Source organism: Nonomuraea sp. ZG12 (genome assembly GCF_052068115.1).
Lineage (GTDB): Bacteria > Actinomycetota > Actinomycetes > Streptosporangiales > Streptosporangiaceae > Nonomuraea.
On sequence record NZ_JBQHCW010000023.1, the window covers coordinates 90996 to 112663 of the forward strand.

Annotated in this window: 23 protein-coding genes and 2 riboswitches; of the genes, 7 read left to right on the forward strand and 16 right to left on the reverse strand. The window is 69.9% G+C overall.

The annotated features are described in order from the left end of the window. Nucleotides 1–2: 2 nt before the first annotated feature. Nucleotides 3–1397 carry an RDD family protein gene (locus ACTMTF_RS39020; RefSeq protein ID WP_441115156.1) on the reverse strand — a complete coding sequence of 465 codons (1395 nt, stop codon included), beginning with the start codon at nucleotides 1395–1397 and terminating at the stop codon, nucleotides 3–5. Nucleotides 1398–1495: 98 nt separating this feature from the next. Then, nucleotides 1496–2053 carry an amino-acid N-acetyltransferase gene (locus tag ACTMTF_RS39025; RefSeq protein ID WP_441115157.1) on the reverse strand — a complete coding sequence of 186 codons (558 nt, stop codon included), beginning with the start codon at nucleotides 2051–2053 and terminating at the stop codon, nucleotides 1496–1498. A 285-nt stretch (nucleotides 2054–2338) separates the two neighbouring features. Beyond that, a riboswitch (cyclic di-AMP (ydaO/yuaA leader) is annotated at nucleotides 2339–2490 on the forward strand. Nucleotides 2491–2496: 6 nt separating this feature from the next. Here ACTMTF_RS39025 and ACTMTF_RS39030 point away from each other — a divergent pair. After that, nucleotides 2497–3498: a C40 family peptidase gene (locus ACTMTF_RS39030; RefSeq protein WP_441115158.1), complete on the forward strand. Its 1002-nt coding sequence runs from the start codon at nucleotides 2497–2499 to the stop codon at nucleotides 3496–3498. Between the two features lie 43 nt (nucleotides 3499–3541). Here the strand turns inward: ACTMTF_RS39030 and ACTMTF_RS39035 are convergent, their stop codons facing one another. The 7 genes from ACTMTF_RS39035 to ACTMTF_RS39065 all read right to left on the reverse strand — a co-directional run bounded on the left by ACTMTF_RS39035 (nucleotide 3542) and on the right by ACTMTF_RS39065 (nucleotide 11329). Continuing rightward, on the reverse strand, nucleotides 3542–3754 hold the full coding sequence (locus ACTMTF_RS39035) for a LuxR C-terminal-related transcriptional regulator (RefSeq protein ID WP_189137793.1): 213 nt from the start codon (nucleotides 3752–3754) through the stop codon (nucleotides 3542–3544). A gap of 260 nt (nucleotides 3755–4014) precedes the next feature. Beyond that, the gene (gene lysX / locus ACTMTF_RS39040) at nucleotides 4015–5496 is read right to left on the reverse strand and encodes a bifunctional lysylphosphatidylglycerol synthetase/lysine--tRNA ligase LysX (RefSeq protein ID WP_441115159.1); all 1482 of its coding nucleotides are present in this window, start codon (nucleotides 5494–5496) and stop codon (nucleotides 4015–4017) included. A gap of 126 nt (nucleotides 5497–5622) precedes the next feature. After that, nucleotides 5623–6405 carry a type III pantothenate kinase gene (locus ACTMTF_RS39045; protein ID WP_397014005.1) on the reverse strand — a complete coding sequence of 261 codons (783 nt, stop codon included), beginning with the start codon at nucleotides 6403–6405 and terminating at the stop codon, nucleotides 5623–5625. 3 nt (nucleotides 6406–6408) lie between these two features. After that, entirely contained in the window at nucleotides 6409–8934 is a 2526-nt protein-coding gene (locus ACTMTF_RS39050; protein ID WP_441115160.1) for an L-aspartate oxidase, read from the reverse strand. A 90-nt stretch (nucleotides 8935–9024) separates the two neighbouring features. Next, nucleotides 9025–9855 (reverse strand): pantoate--beta-alanine ligase, encoded by an 831-nt coding sequence (panC, locus tag ACTMTF_RS39055; RefSeq protein ID WP_441115161.1) that lies wholly within the window; start codon nucleotides 9853–9855, stop codon nucleotides 9025–9027. Nucleotides 9856–9915: 60 nt separating this feature from the next. Continuing rightward, nucleotides 9916–10806, reverse strand: coding sequence for a Rossmann-like and DUF2520 domain-containing protein (locus tag ACTMTF_RS39060; RefSeq protein WP_397013999.1), 891 nt, complete (start codon nucleotides 10804–10806; stop codon nucleotides 9916–9918). A gap of 310 nt (nucleotides 10807–11116) precedes the next feature. Further along, complete coding sequence (locus ACTMTF_RS39065) at nucleotides 11117–11329, reverse strand: chaplin family protein (RefSeq protein ID WP_441115162.1); 213 nt, start codon at nucleotides 11327–11329, stop codon at nucleotides 11117–11119. Nucleotides 11330–11485: 156 nt separating this feature from the next. Here ACTMTF_RS39065 and ACTMTF_RS39070 point away from each other — a divergent pair, with 156 nt between their 5' ends. Continuing rightward, the gene (locus ACTMTF_RS39070; RefSeq protein ID WP_441115163.1) at nucleotides 11486–12448 is read left to right on the forward strand and encodes an SAM-dependent methyltransferase; all 963 of its coding nucleotides are present in this window, start codon (nucleotides 11486–11488) and stop codon (nucleotides 12446–12448) included. A gap of 15 nt (nucleotides 12449–12463) precedes the next feature. Here the strand turns inward: ACTMTF_RS39070 and ACTMTF_RS39075 are convergent, their stop codons facing one another. Then, a complete protein-coding gene (locus ACTMTF_RS39075) occupies nucleotides 12464–13654 on the reverse strand; it encodes a cytochrome P450 (RefSeq protein WP_441115164.1) in 1191 nt (396 codons plus the stop codon). Between the two features lie 63 nt (nucleotides 13655–13717). Beyond that, a riboswitch (SAM riboswitch) is annotated at nucleotides 13718–13833 on the forward strand. 40 nt (nucleotides 13834–13873) lie between these two features. Here ACTMTF_RS39075 and ACTMTF_RS39080 point away from each other — a divergent pair. After that, the gene (locus tag ACTMTF_RS39080; protein ID WP_441115165.1) at nucleotides 13874–15205 is read left to right on the forward strand and encodes an aminotransferase class V-fold PLP-dependent enzyme; all 1332 of its coding nucleotides are present in this window, start codon (nucleotides 13874–13876) and stop codon (nucleotides 15203–15205) included. 4 nt (nucleotides 15206–15209) lie between these two features. Here the strand turns inward: ACTMTF_RS39080 and ACTMTF_RS39085 are convergent, their stop codons facing one another. Continuing rightward, the gene (locus ACTMTF_RS39085) at nucleotides 15210–15974 is read right to left on the reverse strand and encodes a DoxX family protein (RefSeq protein ID WP_441115166.1); all 765 of its coding nucleotides are present in this window, start codon (nucleotides 15972–15974) and stop codon (nucleotides 15210–15212) included. 122 nt (nucleotides 15975–16096) lie between these two features. Between ACTMTF_RS39085 and ACTMTF_RS39090 the strand changes: the two genes are divergently transcribed. Genes ACTMTF_RS39090 through ACTMTF_RS39105 form a run of 4 tightly spaced genes read left to right on the forward strand, consistent with a single transcriptional unit; the run spans nucleotide 16097 to nucleotide 18875 of the window. Continuing rightward, entirely contained in the window at nucleotides 16097–17242 is a 1146-nt protein-coding gene (locus tag ACTMTF_RS39090; protein WP_441115167.1) for an NADH-quinone oxidoreductase subunit D, read from the forward strand. Beyond that, complete coding sequence (locus ACTMTF_RS39095; RefSeq protein ID WP_441115168.1) at nucleotides 17239–18342, forward strand: acyltransferase family protein; 1104 nt, start codon at nucleotides 17239–17241, stop codon at nucleotides 18340–18342. The genes ACTMTF_RS39090 and ACTMTF_RS39095 overlap by 4 nt, the downstream gene beginning before the upstream one ends. Nucleotides 18343–18363: 21 nt before the next feature. Then, a complete protein-coding gene (locus tag ACTMTF_RS39100; protein WP_441115169.1) occupies nucleotides 18364–18561 on the forward strand; it encodes a hypothetical protein in 198 nt (65 codons plus the stop codon). Further along, nucleotides 18558–18875: a type II toxin-antitoxin system PemK/MazF family toxin gene (locus ACTMTF_RS39105; protein ID WP_441115170.1), complete on the forward strand. Its 318-nt coding sequence runs from the start codon at nucleotides 18558–18560 to the stop codon at nucleotides 18873–18875. The genes ACTMTF_RS39100 and ACTMTF_RS39105 overlap by 4 nt, the downstream gene beginning before the upstream one ends. On the opposite strand, the gene ACTMTF_RS39110 is transcribed toward ACTMTF_RS39105, so the two are convergent. Genes ACTMTF_RS39110 through folP form a run of 5 tightly spaced genes read right to left on the reverse strand, consistent with a single transcriptional unit; the run spans nucleotide 18860 to nucleotide 21461 of the window. Then, the gene (locus ACTMTF_RS39110; protein ID WP_397013979.1) at nucleotides 18860–19315 is read right to left on the reverse strand and encodes a DUF3180 domain-containing protein; all 456 of its coding nucleotides are present in this window, start codon (nucleotides 19313–19315) and stop codon (nucleotides 18860–18862) included. The genes ACTMTF_RS39105 and ACTMTF_RS39110 overlap by 16 nt on opposite strands. Then, a complete protein-coding gene (gene folK, locus ACTMTF_RS39115) occupies nucleotides 19312–19815 on the reverse strand; it encodes a 2-amino-4-hydroxy-6-hydroxymethyldihydropteridine diphosphokinase (RefSeq protein WP_441115171.1) in 504 nt (167 codons plus the stop codon). Before folK ends, ACTMTF_RS39110 begins: the two co-directional genes overlap by 4 nt. After that, on the reverse strand, nucleotides 19812–20177 hold the full coding sequence (gene folB, locus ACTMTF_RS39120; RefSeq protein ID WP_441115172.1) for a dihydroneopterin aldolase: 366 nt from the start codon (nucleotides 20175–20177) through the stop codon (nucleotides 19812–19814). The genes folK and folB overlap by 4 nt, the downstream gene beginning before the upstream one ends. Then, the gene (locus ACTMTF_RS39125; RefSeq protein WP_397013973.1) at nucleotides 20167–20613 is read right to left on the reverse strand and encodes a nuclear transport factor 2 family protein; all 447 of its coding nucleotides are present in this window, start codon (nucleotides 20611–20613) and stop codon (nucleotides 20167–20169) included. The genes folB and ACTMTF_RS39125 overlap by 11 nt, the downstream gene beginning before the upstream one ends. After that, nucleotides 20610–21461, reverse strand: a complete 852-nt coding sequence (folP, locus tag ACTMTF_RS39130; protein WP_441115173.1) for a dihydropteroate synthase — start codon at nucleotides 21459–21461, stop codon at nucleotides 20610–20612. The genes ACTMTF_RS39125 and folP overlap by 4 nt, the downstream gene beginning before the upstream one ends. Nucleotides 21462–21668: the final 207 nt, after the last annotated feature.

The window sequence follows — 21668 nt, forward strand, 5'->3', positions numbered from 1 at the left end:
CGCTACTTGATCTTCACCACCACGGTGCCGGCGAACTTGTCGGCGAACGTCTGCTGCAGCGGCTTGTCCCAGAGCTGGGAGGCGGCGTTCACACCCACGGCGATCACGCCGAGCAACGGGCCGACCAGCGGGACGATGCCGAGCACATAACCACCCCAGGTGCCACCCGCACGCTTCAGCGCCAGGTCGGTCGGCAGCCCGCCGGGCGGCAGCGCCTGCCCCACCGGGACGACCTTGATCCCCATCACCATCTTGCCGAGCGTCTGCCCGTTCATCTTGGTCATGAAGAACTCGTAGGCCACGTACAGCGCCGCCAGGAGGAGGTACTGGATGAGCCCCGCAAGGAAGGAGGAGGCGCCCACGAAGCCGCTCGTGGCGCCGGTGACCGAGCTGTAGCTCGCGACGAACAGGGCGGTGATGACGAGGGACACCAGGAAGGAGATGATGCCGAAGATGACGCCGTCGATGAGACGGGCCACCAGGCGCTGCCACCACTCCGCCAGCGGCGCCGGAGCGCCGGGCGGCTGCACCCCGACCGGCGTGCCGTACGCCTGTCCATAGGGCTGCTGGCCGTAGCCGGCCTGCGGCGCCGGCTGCCCGTAGCCCTGCTGGCCGTACTGCGGCTGCTGACCGTACTGGGGCTGCTGTGCGTAGCCCTGCTGGCCGTAAGCCTGCTGCTGCCCGTAGTCCGGCTGAGAGGCCGGCTGCTGGCCATAGTCAGGCTGCCCGTACTGCGGTTGCTGACCATAACCCTGCTGCCCAGAAGACGGCTGCTGGCCATAGCCCTGCTGCTGCCCGTAAGCCTGCTGCCCCGAAGGCGGCTGCTGACCGTAGCCTTGCTGCTGCCCGTAGTCAGGCTGCTGCTGGCCATAGTCGGGCTGCTGCTGGCCGTAGCCCTGCTGCTGTCCATAGCCCTGCTGCTGGCCGTAATCCGGCTGGGGCTGCTGTGCGTAGCCCTGCTGGCCGTAAGCCTGCTGCTGCTGCCCATAGTCCGGCTGAGAGGCCGGCTGCTGGCCATAGTCGGGCTGCCCATACTGCGGCTGCTGACCATAACCCTGCTGCCCAGAAGACGGCTGCTGGCCGTAGGCCTGCTGCTGCCCGTAACCCTGCTGACCCGACGGCGGCTGCTGGCCGTAGCCCTGCTGCTGCCCGTAGTCGGGCTGCTGCTGGCCATAGCCCTGCTGCCCGTACTGCGGCTGCTGGCCGTAGCCCTGCTGCTGCTGTTGCCCGTACTGGGGCTGCTGGCCATAGGCGTCGTCGGCCCGGTAGCCGACGATGGTCACGTCGGGGTCGGGCTCGCCCTGCTGGCGTCCCGTGTTCTGCCCGTATTCAGGATGTCCGTACGGCGGGTTGTCGCCGGAGTTGTCCTGAGGATACGGCGGCTGTCCTGTGCTCACCGTGTCACCTCGCTTCGAGTGCGCATGTGGCACGTGTCAGGGCACATGCCTGTCCTGGCCCAAGGTATCGACATAGGTATCAACAATCACCTTTCCTGTCAGTCAAGGACCTCGTCACCCGATGCCAGGTGGAGCAGCATACGCGTGTTGCCCAGGGTGTTCGGCTTGACGTGCTCCAGGTCCAGGAACTCGGCCACGCCTTCGTCGTAGGAGGCCAGCAGCTCTGCATAGACCTCAGGTGAGACCGGGGTGCCCTGGATGATACGGAACCCGTGCCGGGCGAAGAAATCGACCTCGAAGGTGAGGCAGAAAACGCGCTGCAGCTCCAGCTTCCTGGCGGTGCCGAGGAGAGCCGAGACGATCCGGTGGCCGATGCCCAGGCCCCGGGCCTCCGGGTGGACGGCGACCGTGCGGATCTCCGCCAGGTCCTCCCAGAGCACGTGCAGGGCGCCGCAGCCGACGACCTCGCCGCCGCGCTCGGCCACCCAGAACTCCTGTACGTCTTCGTACAGGGTGACGGTCGCCTTCTCCAGCAGCCGATGTCCGGCGCCGGCATAGGTGTCGACCAGGAGCTTGATGGTCCGGACGTCCGGGGTCCTGGCGCGCCGGACGACGACCTCTGTCTCTGGGACCGTGAGTTCGGCGACCTGCTCCATGGACATCCAGCGTACAGATGTCATTACGGCTCAGCCCTAACTCTCACCTCTGCCCCATCCTGTGACCTCTCGTGTTCGGGTGAGCACGCTCGGATTTGCACGGTTCCTACAGTCCCATCCCCCGACGAACCTAGGGCAAAGGGGACATAAATCCTTTTCTGTACGGGGTGCCACGAGATCACCTTGTGACCCTTCGGTTGTGAAACCTCTACAGACTCTGCAGTTCCGGTTGAGCAGGAACCTGGAGTGCATTAGTGTCCAGCGACGATGTCCCCCGCGATTCTCGTACGGGACGCGCCCAATCCCCGCAGGGGAGCCGGGGAACCACAAGTGGTGCCCGCACAGCACCACCAGGGGTGAATCCGAGTTTCGGCTCGGTAGGGCTGCTTCCGGCCCGAACCCGTCAGCTAACCCGGTAGGCGTCGATGGAAGGAGCTCGGTCGGTGAAGCGCAGCGGGACCAAGGAGAAACGGGTCCTCCGGCTCGGCGTTGTCGGCGTGACGGTCGCCGCCCTGCTCATGGCCGGCCCGCCCGGCTCCGCCGCCGCCGACCCGAAGCCCTCGCTCAAGCAGCTCTCCAAGCAGGTCGAGGAGATGCACGTCGAGATCGAGACGCTGACCGAGAACTACAACGGGCAGCGCGAGAAGCTCAAGGCGGCCCAGAAGTCCGCGCAGAGCGCCAAGAGGACGCTGGCCGTCAGTGAGGCCGAGCTGACCGCCAAGCGCTCCAAGGCGATGGTGCTCGCGCAGAACGAGTACATCACCGGCGGGCTCGGCAACGCCCTGACCTTCGCCGGTTCGATGGACCCCGAGAACTATCTCGACCGGGCCGCCACCACCTACGCGCTCCAGCAGCAGCAGGGCGAGGAGGTGGTCCAGCTCACCAAGGCCATGAAGGCGGCCGAGCGGGCCAGAGCGGGCGCCAAGGCGCGGATCGACGAGGTGACGGAGATCGTCAAGGATCTCGACACCAAGCGCGACAAGATCGTCAAGATGGTCGCCAAGGTGGAGAGCAGCCTCTTCAAGCGCGCGCTCGGCGAGGCCGGCCGCCCGGGCACCCCCGCCACCCGCGTCAGCCTGCCCATCCCCGGCTCCGGCAAGGCCGCGCAGGCCGCGCAATGGGCGCTCACCCAGCAGCTCAAGCCCTACATCTGGGGCGCCGAAGGCCCACGCGGCTACGACTGCTCGGGCCTGGTGATGGCGGCCTACCAGCGCGTGGGGATCTCGCTGCCGCACTACACCGGTGACCAGTGGACCGCCGGCAGGCACATCCCCAAGGAGGAGCTGCGCCCCGGCGACCTGGTCTTCTTCTACAGCGACCTGCACCACGTGGGCATCTATCTGGGCGGCGGCATGATGGTGCACGCGCCGCGGACCGGTGACGTGGTACGCATCGCGTCGCTCGACCGGCGCCCCTACGCCGGAGCCGTGCGCATCGCTGACTAGATCACCTAGCGCTGGATCGCCTCACGCTGGATCACCTCGCGGGCTAGATCAGCTGTCGGCGTGCCGCCCAGGCCACCGCCTCGATCGCGGTGGCCACGCCGATGCGGTCACAGATCCCCCGCAGTCTTCGGCGCACCGTCCGCCCGCTGATGTCCAAGCGCCGTCCCACCCGATCCACCGTTACCCCCTTGGCGAGCTCGGCCAGCAATGCCAGATCGGCATGGCTGAGCTCAACGCCTTCAGTGAGCACATTCATCGGGAGCCCTCCCTCCCACCAACAGCACGACTCGGAGACGTCATTGATCCGAGCGAGGCTGCTCGTCCCGCCAGACGGTAAACGCATGCGGGAAAGGTCGTCAAGCACGAGATCGGCATGACTCGACGCGCCTCGCCGCAGCTGAAGTACTCGCTATATGTCGGCAAATATCGGGGCGCAATGATCGCGGTGGTGACACCTGCACAGCTTCGCTCCGCCGTCCCGCGCGGACGGCGGAGCCGCTGTCGGAAAGAGCCCGCTCAGCCGGTCGGTCTCACCAGCGGGAACAAGATCGTCTCGCGGATGTTACGACCGGTGAACGCCATGACCATGCGGTCGATGCCGGCGCCCATGCCACCCGTCGGCGGCATCGCGTACTCCAGGGCCTGCAGGAAGTCCTCGTCGAGCTGCATGGCCTCCGGGTCGCCGCCCGCGGCCAGCAGGGACTGCTCCACCAGGCGGCGGCGCTGCTCGATCGGGTCGATGAGCTCGGAGTAGGCGGTGCCCAGCTCGGTGCCGAACCCGATCAGGTCCCACTTCTCCGTCAGCATCGGGTTGTCGCGGTGCTGGCGGGTCAGCGGGGAGGTCTCCAGCGGGTAGTCCATGACGAACGTGGGCTGGATCAGGGTGTGCTCCACGAGCTCCTCGAACAGCTCCTGGACCAGCTTGCCCTGCCCCCACTTGGCGTCCCAGTGGACGTCGTGCTTGTCGGCGAGCGCGCGGACCCGCTCCAGCGGGGTCTCGGTGGTGAGCTCCTCGCCCACCGCCTCCGACACCGCGTCGTACAGCCTGATCCTGGGCCACTCGGGGATGCCCAGGTCGACCTCGACGCCGTCGTGCACCACCACGGAGGTGCCCAGCGCGGCGACCACGGCCTTCTGGTACATCCGCTGGGTCAGGTCCGCCATGTCGTTGTAGTCGAGGTAGGTGCCGTAGGCCTCGATCATGGTGAACTCGGGGTTGTGCGTGGAGTCGGCGCCCTCGTTGCGGAAGTTGCGGTTGATCTCGAAGACCTTCTCGATGCCGCCCACGACCAGCCGCTTGAGGTAGAGCTCGATGGCGATGCGGAGGTAGAGCTCCATGTCGTAGGCGTTGATGTGGGTCTTGAAGGGCCGGGCGGCGGCGCCCCCGTGGATGGGCTGCAGCATCGGCGTCTCGACCTCGAGGTAGCCCTCCTCGTGCCAGAAGTCGCGCACCGCGCGCACGGTGGCGCTGCGGATCCGGGCCATCTCGCGGGCCTCGTCGTTGACGATGAGGTCGACGTAACGCTGGCGCACCCGCGCCTCGGGGTCGGTGAGGCCGACGTGCTTCTCCGGCAGCGGGCGCAGGCACTTGGCGGTGATCTGCCAGCTGTCCGCCAGGATCGACAGCTCGCCGCGGCGGGAGGTGATCACCTCGCCCTCGACGCCCACGTGGTCGCCCAGGTCGACGTCGTGCTTCCAGGCGGCCAGGGACTCCTCGCCGACCTTGTCGAGGGAGATCATGACCTGCAGGTCGCCGCTGCCGTCGCGAAGCGTGGCGAAGCAGAGCTTGCCGCCCACGCGGTTGAGCATGACGCGCCCCGCGACCCCGACCCTGTCGCCCGTCGCGGCGTCGGATTCGAGGCTCTGGTATTTCTCCCTCACCTCGGCGTTGGTGGCCGTACGGGGAAAGTTGACCGGGTAGGGATCGACGCCCTGACTGCGGAGGCGGTCGAGCTTCTCCCTCCGGATGCGCATCTGCTCGGGAAGTTCTTCGCTCACACCACCAAAGGGTAGGGGATACGGCCACCTGCAAGCCGTCGTCGGCTCCCTGCAGGGGCGTCGCAAGAGCTCCCGGTTACCAATGACACACGAGCGGTCCCCTTCCCGAGCAGGGGGCCGCTCGTCCTAAGCGGTATTGCGGGCGTAGACGAGGCGCAGGCCGATGAGGGTCAGCCACGGCTCGTGCACGTCGATGGAGCGGGACTCGCCCACCACCAGCGCCGCGTGCCCGCCGGTGGCCACCACGGTCACCTCGTCGGGGTCCTCGGCCAGCTCGGCGGCCATCCGCTCGACGATGCCGTCCACCTGGCCGGCGAAGCCGTAGATGATGCCCGCCTGGAGCGCCTCCACGGTGTTCTTGGCGATCACCGAGCGCGGCCTGACCAGCTCCACCTTGTGCAGTTGAGCGCCGGCCGCGGCGAGGGCGTCGACGGAGATCTCGATGCCGGGGGCGGTGACCGCGCCGACGTACTCGCCCTTGGCGGACACCGCGTCGAAGGAGGTGGCGGTGCCGAAGTCGACGATGATGCACGGGCCGCCGTACTGGTCGATGGCGGCCAGCGCGTTCACGATGCGGTCACTGCCCACCTCCTTGGGGTTGTCCATCCGTACGGGCACGCCGGTGCGCACGCCGGGCTCGACGATCACCGCCGTGACGTCGCCGTAGTAGCGGCGGCACATCTCGCGCATCTCGTTGAGGACGCTGGGCACGGTGGAGCAGATGGCGATGCCGCCGACGTCGGCCCCCTTGAGCAGCGGCGACTGGCCGAGCAGCCCCTGGAGGACGACCGCGATCTCGTCGGCGGTGCGGCGGGCGTCGGTCGCCAGCCGCCAGTGCTCGATGACGTCCTCGCCGTCGAAGAGGCCGAGCACCGTGTGCGTGTTGCCGACGTCGATCGTGAGCAGCATCGATTACCCCCGTAGATCCAGTGCGACGTCAAGGGCCGGCGCCGAATGGGTGAGCGCTCCGACCGCAAGGTAGTCAACGCCAGTCTCAGCCACATCACGTGCCAATTCCAAGGTCAATCCCCCGCTGGCTTCAAGAGCAACCGCGCTTTTCGCACTATTTTTCGCGATTTGCACGGCATGTACGGTCTCTTCGACCGTGAAGTTGTCCAGCAGGACGACCTCGGCCCCCTCCGCGAGCACCGCCTCCAGCTGCTCGACGCTGTCCACCTCGACCTCGATCGGCAGGTCCGGGTAGCGCTCGCGCACCGCCAGGAACGCCTCGGCGACGCCTCCCGCGGCCACCACGTGGTTGTCCTTGATGAGTGCCGCGTCCGACAGCGACATGCGGTGGTTGACGCCGCCGCCGCAGCGCACCGCGTACTTCTCCAGCGCCCGCAGCCCCGGCAGCGTCTTGCGGCTGTCCCGCACCCGTGCGGTCGTGCCGCTGATCGCCTCCACCCACCTGCCGGTCAGCGTGGCGATGCCGGACAGGTGCGTGACCAGGTTCAGCGCGGTGCGCTCCGCCGTCAGCAGGGCCCTGGCGGGCCCCTCGACGGTCATCAGCACCTCGCCCCGGCGCACCCGCTCGCCGTCCTTGGCCTTCCGTTCCGTACGCGTCGCGCCCAGCCGTACGAAGACCGCCTCGGCCACCGCCAGGCCGGCCACCACGCCGTCGGCGCGAGCCACCAGGTCCCCCACCGAACGCTGCCCCGCCGGGATCGTCGCCAGGCTCGTGACGTCACCGGCCTCCTGCAGGTCCTCCGCCAGCGCCCGGTCGATCACCGCGTCGACGTCGGCCGGGTCCAGCCCGGCGGCGGTGAGCTCCTGGGCCAGGCGGTTCGGCATCGCGTCACCGTGCGGCGTGTAGGTCATCTGCGGGCCCTCCTCGGTCAGGGTCACGTCCAGGTGACCCAGCCATTCGTCGTCGTCGCGGTCGGGGAAGTCCTCACGCCAGTGCGAGCCACGGGTCTCCTGCCTGGCCGCCGCCACGCCGGTGAGCACGGTGGCGACGGTGAGCAGGTTCGTCGCCTCCCACGACTCGGTGCAGGCGGCCACCTGGACCGGGGTCCAGCGGGCGTCGCGCAGCGCCTGTGCCGTGGCCGCGAGCGAGGCGTGACTGCGCAGCACGCCCGCCCCGGTGCTCATGTGGGACTGGATCCGGCCTCGCACCCGCGGGTCCGCCAGGCCCGTCGGCGCCTGGGACGCCACCGGCTCGCCGGGCGCGCTCCGCAGGTGATGGATGTCGTCGGCGATCCGCTCGGCGAAGACCAGCCCTTCGAGCAGCGAGTTGGAGGCCAGCCGGTTCGCGCCGTGCACCCCCGTGCAGGCGACTTCACCGCACGCGTACAGGCCGTCGATGGACGTACGGCCACGCAGGTCGGTACGGACTCCGCCGCTGGCGTAGTGGGCGGCCGGCGCCACCGGGATCGGCTGGGTCACCGGGTCGATGCCGTGCTCACGGCAGACGGCGTAGATGGTGGGGAACCTGGTCCGCCACTTGTCCTCGCCGAAGTGGCGGCAGTCGAGCAGGACGTGGTCGCGTTCCTTCTCGCGCATGGTCCGCATGATCGCCTTGGCCACCACGTCCCTGGGCGCCAGGTCCGCCAGCTCGTGCACGCCGGTCATGAACCGGTCGCCCTCGTGGTCGACGAGGAAGGCGCCCTCGCCCCTGACCGCCTCCGAGATCAGCGGCTGCTGACCGGTCGCCCCCTTGCCGAGCCAGAGCACGGTGGGGTGGAACTGGACGAACTCCAGATCCCGCACCACGGCGCCGGCCCGCAGCGCGAGCGCCACGCCGTCACCGGTGGAGACGAGCGGGTTGGTCGTGGAGGAGTAGATCTGGCCCATGCCGCCGGTGGCCAGCACGACGGCGGGCGCGCGCACGGCGCCCACGCCGTCACGGGCGCCCTCGCCCATGACGTGCAGCGTCACGCCGGCCGTCCGGCCGCGCGCGTCCTTGAGCAGGTCGAGCACCAGCGCGTGCTCGATCACCTCGATCCCGCCGGCGCGAACCGCCTCGATCAGCGCCCGCTGCACCTCGGCGCCGGTGGCGTCGCCGCCGGCGTGCACGATCCGGTGCCGCCGGTGGCCGCCTTCCCTGGTGAGCTGGAGGTGGCCGTCCGGGGTCCGGTCGAAGTCCGCGCCCCGGTCCATCAGCCGCCGCAGCGCGCCCGGCCCCTCGGTGACCAGCGTCCGCACCGCACGCGTGTCGCACAGGCCCACGCCGGCCAGCCGCGTGTCGTTGAGGTGCTCCTCGGGGGTGTCCGCCGGATCGAGGACGGCCGCGATGCCGCCCTGCGCCCAGCGGGTGGACCCGGCGGCGAGCACGTCCTTGGTGACGACCAGGACCCTGGCGCGCGGCACCAGCTCGGCGTAGTGCAGCGCGACGGTGAGCCCGGCGATGCCCGAGCCCACCACGACCAGGTCGGCCTCGACGGTCCAGCCGGGATCAGGCGCCACCAGCCGCAGAGGGATCGCCGGTGCACTCATGGAACCTCCTTGAGGCGATTTCGTCACACTGACGATAACGCCTGACCTCAGATGCTCCGCACCCGGGGCACCCCGGATCAGTGGCCCCGATCAGCGCAGCGTGATGACCGCGTTGTCGATGAGCCGGGTGGCACCGACCCGGGCGGCGACCGCGAGCACCGCCTCGCCCGTGTGGGACTCGGGCACCTCCCCGAACGTGGCCGGGTCCACCAGCGCCAGATAGTCGAGCTCCAGCGCGGGCGCGGCGGCGTCGAGCACCTCTCGCGCGGCGGCGCGGATCTTCGCCGGCTCCCGCTCGGCGGCACCGGCGCGCAGGGCGCGGGACAGCGCCAGCGCGACCTGGCGCTCACCGGCCGACAGGTAGCGGTTGCGGCTCGACAGCGCCAGGCCGTCGGGCTCCCGAACCGTGGGCGCGCCCACGATCTCGACGGGCACGTCCAGGTCCGCGACCATGCGCCTGATCATGGCGAGCTGCTGGGCGTCCTTCTGACCGAACACCGCGACGTCGGGCCGTACCAGGTTGAACAGCTTGAGCACGACCGTGAGCATCCCGTCGAAGTGGCCCGGCCTGGAGGCGCCCTCGACGATCCGCCCCATCTCGCCGGAGTGGACGCTCACCTGGCGGTCCGGGGGATACATGTCCTGCGCGGCCGGGGCGAACACCACCTCGGCGCCCTCCTCCCGGCACACCTCAAGGTCGGGGTCGAACGTGCGCGGATAGCGGGAGAAGTCCTCGTTCGGCCCGAACTGCAGAGGGTTGACGAAGATGCTGACCACGACCTGGTCGGCACGCGCGCGGGCCGTCCGGATGAGCGAGCGGTGACCCTCGTGCAGGGCTCCCATGGTGGGCACCAGGGCGACGGTCCCGGCACCGCGAGCCTTGATCAGGTCGGTGCGGTTCCTGGCGACGATCAGGTCCATCCGGGGCCTCCGAGAGCGGCGGTCAGCGAGGTGGCGGGTCCACGCCGTGACCGGCTGCGGTCAGGTCCATATGTTGCCACCCAGCGCGTCGAGCAGCCGCTCCGCCTCCTCCGGCTTCAGCAGACCGGCCGCCAGCGCGCGGTCCGCGGTGAGCCTGGCCAGCGCCACATAGGCGTCGGCCGCCTCGGGAGCGCTCAGGATCAGCGCGTCGACGTGCTTGCGCACGGTGCCCGCGTCGCCGCGCACCACCGGCCCGGTCAGGCCCGCGAGGCCCAGCCTGAGCACGTTGTCCAGGGCGGCGCCGAGCAGCGGGCCGAGCATCCGCCCGGGGTGCTCGACGCCGATGCGCCGCAGCAGCTCGCCGGACTCGGCGATGAGCGTGACCATGTGGTTGGCCGCGCTGGCCAGGGCCGCGTGGTAGAGGGCACGGTCGGCGTCGGCGATCCAGACGGGCTCGCCGCCCATCTCGATGACCAGGGCCTCGGCGATGGGGCGCAGCGGCTCGGGCGCGGTGACGCCGAACGAGCAGCCGGTGATCCGGTTGAGGTCGTCGTCCCTGCCGGTGAACGTCATCACCGGGTGCAGCGCGAGCGGCAGCGCGCCCGCCTTGGCCGCCGGCTCCAGCACGGACAGCCCGTAGGCACCGCTGGTGTGCACGAGCAGCTTGCCCTGAAGAGCGGCCCCCGTCGCCGCCAGGCCGCCGACGAGATCGGGCAGCGTGTCGTCGGGCACGGTGAGCAGGATCAGCTCCGCCGCGCCGACGACCTCGTCCGGCCGGGTGGGCTCGAGACCCAGCCGGTCGATCACCCATCCCCTGGAGGCGTCGGACACCCCACTCGCTGCCACGACCCGGTGGCCCGCCTGCGCCAGAGCGGCGCCGAGGGCGGAGCCCACCTTGCCTGCTCCCAGCACGCCGACGGTCAGCCGTGCCGGGCGATCACCTGCGTCCATGCCGTCTCACCCCTGTCGACCCAATGGCGCTGCCGACCAGCGTAACGGCCGGGCGGAGGCACGTATGTGACCGGGGTTTTGCCGCATGTCGCGTTATGGACAAATGGGACAAGGGCATACAAATGGTGCACCCCCTGTCGGGATGAGATGAGGAGAGGGGTTCATCGCATGGCAGCGGGCGCCGAGTCGCAGGACCCGACGCCCGCACAGTGCGCGAACCTCTTGGAGGTGCACCGGTGGCCACCACCGCCGATCGGCGGCCACTCGTCGAGCTCGGACCGGTCATCGGCCGGTCCGAGCCCTTCATGCGTCAGCGGACGCTGGAGCCGCCCTTGCAACCGGAGACGGCCTGGCCGATGGCTGCGACGGAGTTGCCGCAGACGTTGATGGGAGCGGTGATGGGCACGGTGACGGCGTTTTCGGAGAGCACGTCGTTGTGGCCGGGGACGATGCCGGCCTGAGCCGGTGCGGCCAGTGAGAGCATGGCGAATGCACCGACCACGACGATGGTCTTCTTGGACACGAGAGCTCCTCTCGAAATGCGGCAGAGCCGCAGGGATGAGCCACCACTCGAATTACCGTGAGCAGTCACTCGGTAACAACGAGTTAACGATAGAGCAAGTCCTGCACATTGTGTAGCGACAAAATAACGCATTGTGTAGCGTGAGATATTTCTAATATGTGGCTCACCTGGCGTGCCGCCATGGACCGCGCGCTGTACAGCGAGAGCGGCTTCTACCTGCGGGAACGGCCCTCAGGTCACTTCCGCACCTCGGTCAGCGCCTCGGCGGTGTTCGCCGAGGCCGTGCTGTCCCTGCTCGTGCAGGTGGACGCGGAGCTCGGCATGCCGGGCAAGCTCGACCTGGTCGACATCGGCGCCGGCGAGGGGGTGCTCGTCGGCCGGGTGCTCGGCGCGGCCGACCCCGAACTGCGCAGCAGACTCCGGGTGACAGCCGTCGACCTGTCCCCGCGGCCGCCGGGCCTGCCACCTGAGATCGACTGGCGTGCCACCGTCCCCGCCGGGATCAACGGCCTGGCCATCGCCAACGAGTGGCTGGACAACATCCCGCTGGACGTCGCCGAGCAGACCTGCGACGGGCCCCGGCTCGTCCTGGTCGACACCGAGACCGGCGCCGAACGGCTCGGCGACCCTCCCACCGAAGCCGATCGGGAGTGGCTCGATCGATGGTGGCCGCTGTCGGGCACCGGCGCGCGGGCCGAGATCGGGTGGCCGCGCGACGCCGCCTGGGCGACGGTCCTGGCACGGCTCGAACGGGGTCGCGCGATCGCCGTTGATTATGCACACCCTGTGGATAACCGTCCCCCTTGTGGCACGCTCACGGGATACCGCGACGGCGCGGTGGTGATGCCCGTCCCCGACGGGACCTGCGACATCACCGCTCACGTGGCGCTCGACGCGTGCGCCGAGGCGGGCCGGTGGGCCGGTGCGATATCCACAACGTTGTCCACACAACGCGTCGCGCTGCGTGCTCTGGGGATCACCGGCACACGCCCGCCGCTCGACCTGGCCCGGGTCAACGCGCGCGGTTATCTCAGGTCCCTCGCACGGGCCTCGGAGGAGGCCGAGCTGATCGATTCGTCTGGTTTGGGAGGATTCGGCTGGCTCAGTCAGAGCCGGTGAATCAGGGCCGGCGGATCAGGCCACTCTGAGGTCGAGCGACTCCAGGCCCCGGATGACGTAGCCCGGCTTCCACACCGGCTCCCTGACGAGCTCCAGCTTCGGCGCGCGGTCCATCAGCGCGCCGAACGACTCGATCAGCTCGATCCTGGCCAGCGGCGCTCCCAGGCAGAAGTGGATGCCCGCGCCGAAGGAGATGTGCGGATTGTCCACCCGGCCCACGTCGAGCCGGTCCGGGTCGCCGAACACTTCCCCGTCGCGGTTGGCCGAGCCGAACAGCAGCGCGACCTCCACGCCGCGCGGGATGACGACCCCGCCGACCTCGATGTCCTCCAGCACCCAGCGCTCGAACATCTGCAGCGGCGTGTCCCACCGCATCAGCTCCTCGATCGCCGTCGGCAGCAGCCCGCGATCCTCCCGCAGGCGTGCGAGCTCGGCCGGGTTCCTGAACAGGGACCACCAGCCGTTGCCCGTCACGTTCACCGTGGCCTCGTGGCCCGCGTTGAGCAGCAGCACACAGGTGCCGACCAGCTCGTCCTCGGTGAGCTCGTCGATCTGGGCGAGCGCGCTGATCAGGTCGTCGCCGGGCCGGGCCGCCCGCTCGCGGGCCAGCTCCTTGAGGTAGCCGGCGAACTCCGACGCCGCCCGGACGGCCGTGTGCTGCGCCTCGGGGGCCGGGTTGAGCTCGTACATCCCGCAGATGTCAGCCGACCAGGGGCGCAGCAGGTGGCGGTCGGCGTCGGGGATGCCGAGCATCTCCGCGATCACCGTCACCGGGAGCGGCTCGGCCACCTCGGCGACGAGGTCGCCGCCGCCCCGCTCGACGAACGCGTCCACCAGGCCGCCCGCGATGGCCCGCACGCGGGGGCGCAGCGACTCCACCATGCGCGGGGTGAACGCCCTGGAGACCAGGCGGCGCAACCGGGTGTGCACCGGCGGCTCGACGTCGAGCATGCCCGCCCTGATCACCCGCCAGAACGGCTCCTGGAACTCCGGCTCGGGCTCCTGGCCGAACTCCTCGTGCGTGGCCACATGCAGGTAGGACCGGCCCAGGCGGCGGTCCCTGAGCAGGGCGTTCACGTCGGCGTGGCGGGCGATCAGCCACTGGCCCGTCGGCTCGAAGAAGCTGACCGGGGCCTGCTGCCTCAGCTCGGCGTAGACCCCGTACGGGTCGGCCACGAAATCGGGATTCCAGGGATCAAAGTGCACAAGTGCATCCTAAAGGCGGGGGTTGCCTTTCATGGGCGGGTGTCGGTTATAGTGCCTGACGTAGGTCATGAGTGCCAGCGTCAAGCCCCGGCTCGCTGGCCGGCAACCCTCGCGTCCGCGGCGGGGTGCCCCGGGTGAAGACCTGGTCCGTCACGAGGTGTGGCGGGCAAGCGCGGGCTCCGTGGTCTCCAGGGGTCCGACGACCTCAGGAGTTTCGCCGTGCCCACGTTGACGATTTTCAGCAACGCTCCCCAGCAGGACCAGGCCGCCGCCCCCGTCCGGCAGGGCAGGACCATCCCCGCCGTGCTCGGCGCCGACCTCGAGGTGCCCGTCAAGGGCGGCAAGCTGGTCGGCTACGCCAACCTCGACTACGCCGCCAGCGCCCCCTGTCTGGAGCCGGTCAGCGCGGCCGTCACGGCAGCGCTCCCGGCCTACTCCAGCGTGCACCGCGGCGCGGGATACGCCTCCCAGCTCACCACCGCCCGCTACGAGCAGGCCCGCCACACCGTACGGGCCTTCGCCGGCGCCCGCCCCGACGACGCCGTCATCTTCACCCGCAACACCACCGACGCCACCAACCTGCTGGCCCGCTGCCTGCCGGACGACACCACCGTGATCGTCTTCGACACCGAGCACCACGCCTCACTGCTGCCCTGGAAGCGGACCGTACGACTCGCGCCGCCTGCCTTCCCCGGCGAGGCGGTCCGCGCCGCCGACGAGGCGCTGGCCGGGGTCGACGGGCCCAAGCTGCTCGTCGTCACCGCCGCCTCCAACGTCACCGGCGAGCTGTGGCCGATCGCGGCCCTGGCCCACATCGCGCACCGGCACGGCGCCCGCATCCTGGTCGACGCCGCCCAGCTCGTGCCGCACCGCCCGATCAACCTGACGGCGCTCGACCTGGACTACGTGGCCTTCTCCGGGCACAAGCTGTACGCCCCCTTCGGCGCGGGGGTGCTGCTGGGCCGCCGTGACTGGCTGGCGGACGGCGAGCCGTACCTGAAGGGCGGCGGCGCGGTGCGCTCGGTCGGGGAGGCCGGGCAGTCCGGACAGGCCGGGCAGGTCGGGCAGGCCGACGACGGCGCCGACTGGCACGACGACCCCGAGCCCCGGCACGAGGCCGGCACGCCGAACGTGCTGGGTGCCATCGCGCTCGCCGCCGCCTGCGACGCTCTCACCGCCACCGGCTGGACGGCGCTGGTCAAGGAGGAGGAGCGCCTGGTCGCGCGGCTGCGGGCGGGTCTGGCCTCGATCGCGGGCGTGCGGGAGCTGTCACTGTGGGGACCCGCCCACCCGCGGGTGGGCATCGTCTCCTTCACCGTCGACGGTCACTCCGCCCGCGAGGTCGCCGAGGTGCTGTCCGGCGAGTACGGGATCGGGGTGCGGGACGGCAAGTTCTGCGCGCACCCGTTCGTGCGGCACCTGCTCGGCACCGCCGACGGCGGCTGCGAGGACGACACCGCCTCGGCCGTGCGGGCCTCGATCGGCATCGGCTCCACGCAGGAGCACGTCGACCGGCTCGTCGAGGCGCTGCGGGACCTCGTGGCGCGGTGACGGATCAGCGGTTGGGCGGCTTCGGCGGCCTGCGCTGCTCGTCACCGATCAGCGCGTTGACGTCCCGCATGTCCTCCTCGCTGAGCGCGTCGGACCGGTGCCCGGACGGCTGCCTGGGCACGGGGTGCTGCCGCGTCTCGTCCTGAGGCCCCGGCCCCGCGTCCTCCCGGTATCCGGTCTGGGTGTCGTCCCTGTATCCGGTCTGGGTGTCGTCCCTGTACACCGGCTGCGTGTCCTCCCTCGGAGGCCGCTCCGGCCGGTAGCCGGGCTGCTCGTCCCGGTAGACCGGCTGGGTGTCCTCGCGGTGGGCGGGTGCCGGCCGGCCGGCCGACGCCTTCTCGGCCGCGCGCCGCTGCGCGCGCTTCCGGTAGATGCCGTGGATGATGCCGTCCAGGCCGAGCCTGCCGCCGCCCAGCGCCAGGAGCAGCAGCGCGACCGAGCCCAGCGCGGCGGCCAGCTCCCAGCCGCCCTCCTGGACGAAGACCCCGTTGTTCCAGTGGGCGAACGCGATCGCCCCGATCATGCCGATCAGCAGCAGCAGCGCCGCGGGTCGCACCAGCAGGCCGATGATCAACAAGGCACCGCCGACGGTCTCGACGACCGTGCTGAACGCGGCGGCCAGTTGCGGCTGCGGCACGCCCATCTGGGCGAACCCCTCGGACGTGGCGCCCAGACCGCCTTGCCACTTCTGCCATCCGTGCGCGACGAAGATCACTCCGACGACCACCCTGGCGATCAGGGCAGCTATGTCGTACACAACCCTTTTCATGATGATTTCTCCCCCGTTTCCGGTATTACTCCCCCTGACCGGCTAAGGGATGCACCCGCATACCGTTCCTTGACCTGCCCCAGCGCTGGATCACCACTGCGCCCGGTGGCAGCATTGCTTTTATGACGGAACGCGTAGTGGGAATCGGAGCGGGCGCGAAAGAGCTGGCCACCGAGGACATGATCCTCAACATCGGCCCGCAGCACCCCTCGACGCACGGCGTGCTCCGGCTCCGCCTGACTCTCGACGGCGAGCGCATCTCCACCGCCGAGCCGATCATCGGCTACATGCACCGGGGCGCGGAGAAGCTGTTCGAGGTCCGCGACTACCGGCAGATCCTGGTCCTGGCCAACCGGCACGACTGGTTGTCGGCCTTCGCCAACGAGCTGGGCGTGGTCATCGCCGTCGAGCGCATGCTCGGCATGGAGCCGCCGGTCAGGGCCGTGTGGTCGCGCACCCTGCTGGCCGAGCTCAACAGAGTGCTCAACCATCTGATGTTCCTCGGCTCCTACCCGCTGGAGCTGGGCGCCATCACGCCCGTCTTCTACGCCTTCAGCGAGCGCGAGCGCATCCAGGCGGTGATGGAGGAGATCTCCGGCGGGCGCATGCACTACATGTTCAACCGGGTCGGCGGACTCAAGGAGGACCTGCCGCTCGGCTGGCTGGACCGGGTCGCCGAGGCCACCGCCGAGACCAGGCGCCGCATCCCCGACATCGAGAACCTCATTCTCAACAACGAGATCTTCGTCGCCCGCACCCGGGGTGTCGGCGTGCTCACCCACGAGCAGATCATGCAGTACGGCGTGAGCGGTCCCGTCGCCCGCGCCTCCGGGGTCGACTTCGACCTGCGGCGCGACGACCCGTACCTCGCCTACTCCGAGCTGCCCGTCAAGGTCGTCACCCGCGGCGCCGGCGACTGCCACGCCCGCTTCGAGGTGCTGCTCGAACAGCTCAAGGTATCGCTCGACCTGGCCGACGCCTGCGTGGACCGGCTGCGCTCGCTGCCCCCCGGCCCCATCAACCAGCGCCTGCCCAAGGTGCTCAAGGTGCCGGAAGGCCACACCTACGCCTGGACGGAGAACCCCCTCGGCATCAACGGCTACTACCTGGTGTCCAAGGGCGACAAGACCCCCTGGCGGCTCAAGCTCCGCTCCGCCTCCTACAACAACATCCAGGTGCTGCGCGAGATGCTCCCCGGCCACCTGGTAGCCGACATGGTGGCCATCCTCGGCTCGATGTTCTTCGTGGTGGGTGACATCGACAAGTGAGCTCCCCCACCGTCCAGCGGGACAAGTACGTCGACTGGCTGCGCGCGCTCAGTCTCATCGTGGTGGTCGTCTGGCACTGGGCCTTCACCATCCTGCAGTGGAAGTCCGGCGTGCCCGAGCCGACCAGCCCGCTGGGCTTCACCTCGGGCTTATGGATCCTCACCTGGCTGCTGCAGGTGCTGCCGCTGTTCTTCTACGTCGGCGGACACGTACACCTGCTGTCCTGGGGCCGCGCGCAGCAGCGCGGCACCGGCATCGGCGCGTTCGTCTGGCGGCGCATCCGCGCTCTGGCGATCCCGGCGCTGGGCCTGTCCGGCGTGTGGATCGCCATCGGCGCGGTCGTCACCTGGGCGTTCGACGTGGAGTGGATGGGGCGGGTGGTGCTGCTCGTGCTCAGCCCGCTCTGGTTCCTCGGCGTCTATCTGGTGCTGATCGCGCTCCTGCCCGTCGCGCTCTACCTGCATCGCGAGTACGACGTGCTGGCGCTCATCTGGCTCGGCGGAGCCGCCCTCGTCGTGGACGTGATCCGCTTCCGCTACGGCGTGGAGTGGGTGGGCTGGCTGAACATGCTCATCGTGTGGGGGCTGGCGCACCAGGCCGGGTTCTTCTACGACCGGGTCGTCGCGCTGCCCCGGCGCTACGACGTGGGCGTGCTGTGGACGGGCTTGTTCGCGCTGTTCGGCCTGGTCTACTCGGGCATCTACCCCGGCTCCATGGTGGGCGTCCCGGGTGACAAGTGGTCCAACATGGCGCCGCCGACGTTCGTCATCGTGGCCCTGCTCATCTTCCAGATCGGCCTGATCGAGGTGCTGCGGCCGTCGATGGAGCGCGTGCTCGTCAAGCCCGGCTGGAGCCGCGTCAACGACGTCATCAACCGGTTCGCCCTGCCGCTGTTCCTCTTCCACACCACCGGCATGGCCATCGCCCTCGGCCTGTCATGGTGGCTGTTCGGCTCCCCGACCCCCGAGGTGCCACCGGACCTGTGGTGGTGGCTCGAACGCCCCCTCGCCGTCGTCGGCCCCCTGATCTGCACCCTCCCCGTCATCTACCTCTTCGGCCGCCGCCGCACCCCCGCCGAACAAATGCAAGACAAACGTTGAACACGAGCCTATCCTGGGACTATGGCGAACATCGGTTTTCGTGCCACACCAGAAGACGAACGCATCATCGAGGCCGCCATGCAGGAGGGAGAGCGGACCAGCGACGTCATCAGACGCGCACTCCGGTTGCTCGAACGAGAGGTATGGCTCAAGCAGGCCCGAGCCGATGCTGAGCGACTCGTGGATGAAGATCTCTCCACGGAAGGGGATGCCTGGTGATCCGCGGGGCTGTGTACCGCGTGGACCTCGGCGAGGCGAAACGAGGCTCTGAACAGCGGGGCAAGCGCTTCGGACTCGTGTTGAGCCCGACCTCCATGCCATGGAGCGTCGCCACGGTCATCCCCACGTCCACCCAGGCACAACCTGCCGCCTTTCGCCCCGAGATCGAACTCGGCGGGAGGATGACGCGTTTCCTGGTCGACCAGATCCGCACCATCGACACCAGCTTCATCCACGGCGAACCCGTCTACTACCTGGGCAGAGACGAGATGGCCGACGTGGAGCACGCGGTGACGCACTACCTGGGGCTCTGATCCTCAGGGTCCTTGGGGATGCGGCAGGCGTACTCCAGGAAGAGGGCGGCGGCGATCAGCGCCACGCACGACAGGAACGAACCGGTCGCGATGAAGAACTCCGCGCGCGGCGTGTCCTTGGCGAACAGTTGCAGCGTGTGGAGGGCGAAACCGGCGAAGAGCCCGGCGAAGACCGCGCCGCCGTAGGCGGAGGCCTTGGCCAGGGCCGCCATGCGGGCCACCGCCAGCGGCTCCACCGGCTTGGTGCCGGGCCTGCGGTCGATCCTGGCCTTGATCATCCAGCCGCTGTAGGCCTCGCCGATGGCGAGCAGCAGCACGGTCGGGACCGCCGTCCACGGCAGGATCACCAGGTCGGTGTAGATCAGCCTGACGAGCAGCCAGGCGGCCAGCGCGACGACGACGACGATGCCGGCGAGGACACCAGGGCGGGTGGGCCTCAATCGGGCTCCTGCAGTTTCAGCTCGCGTCGGAGCCGCACGCCCTGCCGGTCCAGGCCCGCCAGCAGCTCGGCGATCCTGCCCCGGCCGGGCAGCTCGCCCTCGGGGTCGACCTCGAACCACGGCACGAGCACGAACGCCCGCTCGTGCGCCAGCGGATGGGGCAACGTCAGGTCGGGCTCGTCGCAGACGATGTCGCCGACCACGATGAGGTCGATGTCGAGTGTGCGCGGCCCCCAGCGCTCGGCGCGGACCCGCCCGAAGGCGTTCTCGACGCCCTGCGCCCGCTCCAGCAGCGTCTGCGGCGCCAGCGTGGTCTCCCCGACGACGATCGCGTTGAGGAACGGCCGCTGCCCCTCGGGGCCGCCGACCGGGTCCGTCTCGTAGACCGGGGAGGCCCTGACGAAGACCAGGCCCGGCGCGTCGAACAGGGTGTCGATGGCGCCCTGCAGCGTGTCAAAGCGTCGGCCCAGGTTGCTGCCCAGGGACAGGATTGCCTTCATGGACGACTCCGCTCGATGGTCACCACCACGTCGTCGAACGGCAACGGGATCGGTGCGGCCGGCTTGTGCACGCTCACCTCGACCGACTCGACGATCTCACTGCCCAGGCAGACGTCGGCCAAGCGCTGTGCGAGCGTCTCGATCAGCTCGACCGGCTCGCCCTCCACCACCTTGACCAGCGCCTGAGCGAGCTCGCCGTAGTCGACGGTCTTGGCGAGGTCGTCGCCCGCGGCGGCGGGCGCGGTGTCGAGGAACAAGGTCGCGTCGACGACGAACTCCTGGCCGAGCTCCCGCTCGGCGGCGAGCACGCCGTGTCTCCCCCTGGCCCGCAGGCCCCTCAGCACGATCCGGTCAGCGCTCAAGCTCGTCTTCCTCCTCCTCGTCGTCGTCACTTTGCAGCACCGGCGAACCGTGGTGCATCCACAGCCGCCAGCCCTGCGCGGTGCGGACATAGACGTTGCTGGCCACCACCTTGCCCGCGGCGAAGCTGGACTCGCCCTCCTCGCCCGCGGTCAGGATGTTCTCGACGCAGGTCAGGACGGCCACGTCGCCCAGCACCGTCGTGCTGACGTCGGTGAGCACGAACTGGATGTAGGTGGTGTTGGCCATGATCAGCGCCCACGACCGGAGCACCTCCGACCGGCCCGCCAGCAGGGTCCAGCCCGGATGGACGCAGCTCACCTGCTCGTCGGCGGAGTCCTCCGCCCAGATCTCGGTCATCCTGTCGAGGTCGGCGTCCTCGATGGCGGTGTAGAAGTCCTGGTTGACCGTCTCGATCGCGGCCGTGTCGACGCTCATGTGTTGGCTCCGGCTCTCTTCCATGCTGCGGCCACGCGGACGGCATCGGCATTGGGACCTACGTGGTGCACCCGCACACACCAGGCGCCCTCACGGGCGGCCAGCGCGGTCACCGCCAGCGTGGCGTCGTCACTGTGGCTGAACGGGCGCGGCGTGCCCTCGGCGTCGGCGAGCAGCCGTCCGAGAAATCTTTTGCGCGAGGCGCCGACGAGCAGGGGATAGCCCAGCTCGGCCAGGCGCGGGAGGGAGGCGAGCAGCGCCCAGTTGTGGGTGGCGTTCTTGGCGAAGCCCAGCCCGGGGTCGAGCACGATCTGCTCCTCGGAGACGCCCTCGGCCAGCACCAGGTCGACCCGCTTGGCCAGCTCCTCGCGCACCTCGGTCACCACGTCGGCGTAGACGGCGCGGCGCTCCATCTCCTGGCTGTGGCCCCGCCAGTGCATCACCACATAGGACACGCCGGTGGCGGCCACCACGCGGGGCATCTCGGGGTCGGCCAGGCCGCCGCTCACGTCGTTGACCAGTCTCGCGCCGGCTTCGACCGACGCCAGGGCCACCTCGGCCCGCATCGTGTCGACGCTCACGGCCACGCCCTCGGCGCTGAGCGCCCTGATCACGGGCACCACCCGGGCGAGCTCCTCGTCCAGGGACACCCTGGCGGCTCCCGGCCTGGTCGACTCGCCGCCCACATCGACGATGTCGGCTCCCTCGGCGACCAGCCCGATCCCGTGCCGGATGGCGGCCTCCTCGTCGAACCAGAGACCGCCGTCGGAGAACGAGTCGGGCGTCACGTTGACCACGCCCATGACGAGGCATCGGTCCTCGTCGCCCAGCCCCGGCACCCTAGTCATGTGCCCAAGCCTAGGCGCTCTGCCATACCCGGTGATATCGCGGGTCCCCAGTTGTGGATAACGATCCCTGCGCGCTTGCGACGCGTGCGGATCACGTACGGGATCGCCCTCAGCACGCCGGTGGGCCGGGGCCGCGAGGCCCCGAGCGGGAGGACGGCGGGCTGTGCGCGGGGCCCCGGAGCCGGCAGGACGCCGGGCTGTGCGCGG

What these genes read in the sequence shown, in the direction of transcription:
- ACTMTF_RS39025 (WP_441115157.1), bottom strand. Translation starts at nt 2,053, where the DNA reads ATGGAGCAGGTCGCCGAACTCACGGTCCCAGAGACAGAGGTCGTCGTC.
- ACTMTF_RS39035 (WP_189137793.1), bottom strand. Translation starts at nt 3,754, where the DNA reads ATGAATGTGCTCACTGAAGGCGTTGAGCTCAGCCATGCCGATCTGGCA.
- ACTMTF_RS39045 (WP_397014005.1), bottom strand. Translation starts at nt 6,405, where the DNA reads ATGCTGCTCACGATCGACGTCGGCAACACGCACACGGTGCTCGGCCTC.
- ACTMTF_RS39050 (WP_441115160.1), bottom strand. Translation starts at nt 8,934, where the DNA reads ATGAGTGCACCGGCGATCCCTCTGCGGCTGGTGGCGCCTGATCCCGGC.
- panC (WP_441115161.1), bottom strand. Translation starts at nt 9,855, where the DNA reads ATGGACCTGATCGTCGCCAGGAACCGCACCGACCTGATCAAGGCTCGC.
- ACTMTF_RS39060 (WP_397013999.1), bottom strand. Translation starts at nt 10,806, where the DNA reads ATGGACGCAGGTGATCGCCCGGCACGGCTGACCGTCGGCGTGCTGGGA.
- ACTMTF_RS39070 (WP_441115163.1), top strand. Translation starts at nt 11,486, where the DNA reads ATGTGGCTCACCTGGCGTGCCGCCATGGACCGCGCGCTGTACAGCGAG.
- ACTMTF_RS39085 (WP_441115166.1), bottom strand. Translation starts at nt 15,974, where the DNA reads ATGAAAAGGGTTGTGTACGACATAGCTGCCCTGATCGCCAGGGTGGTC.
- ACTMTF_RS39090 (WP_441115167.1), top strand. Translation starts at nt 16,097, where the DNA reads ATGACGGAACGCGTAGTGGGAATCGGAGCGGGCGCGAAAGAGCTGGCC.
- ACTMTF_RS39100 (WP_441115169.1), top strand. Translation starts at nt 18,364, where the DNA reads ATGGCGAACATCGGTTTTCGTGCCACACCAGAAGACGAACGCATCATC.
- folK (WP_441115171.1), bottom strand. Translation starts at nt 19,815, where the DNA reads ATGAAGGCAATCCTGTCCCTGGGCAGCAACCTGGGCCGACGCTTTGAC.
- ACTMTF_RS39125 (WP_397013973.1), bottom strand. Translation starts at nt 20,613, where the DNA reads ATGAGCGTCGACACGGCCGCGATCGAGACGGTCAACCAGGACTTCTAC.
- folP (WP_441115173.1), bottom strand. Translation starts at nt 21,461, where the DNA reads ATGACTAGGGTGCCGGGGCTGGGCGACGAGGACCGATGCCTCGTCATG.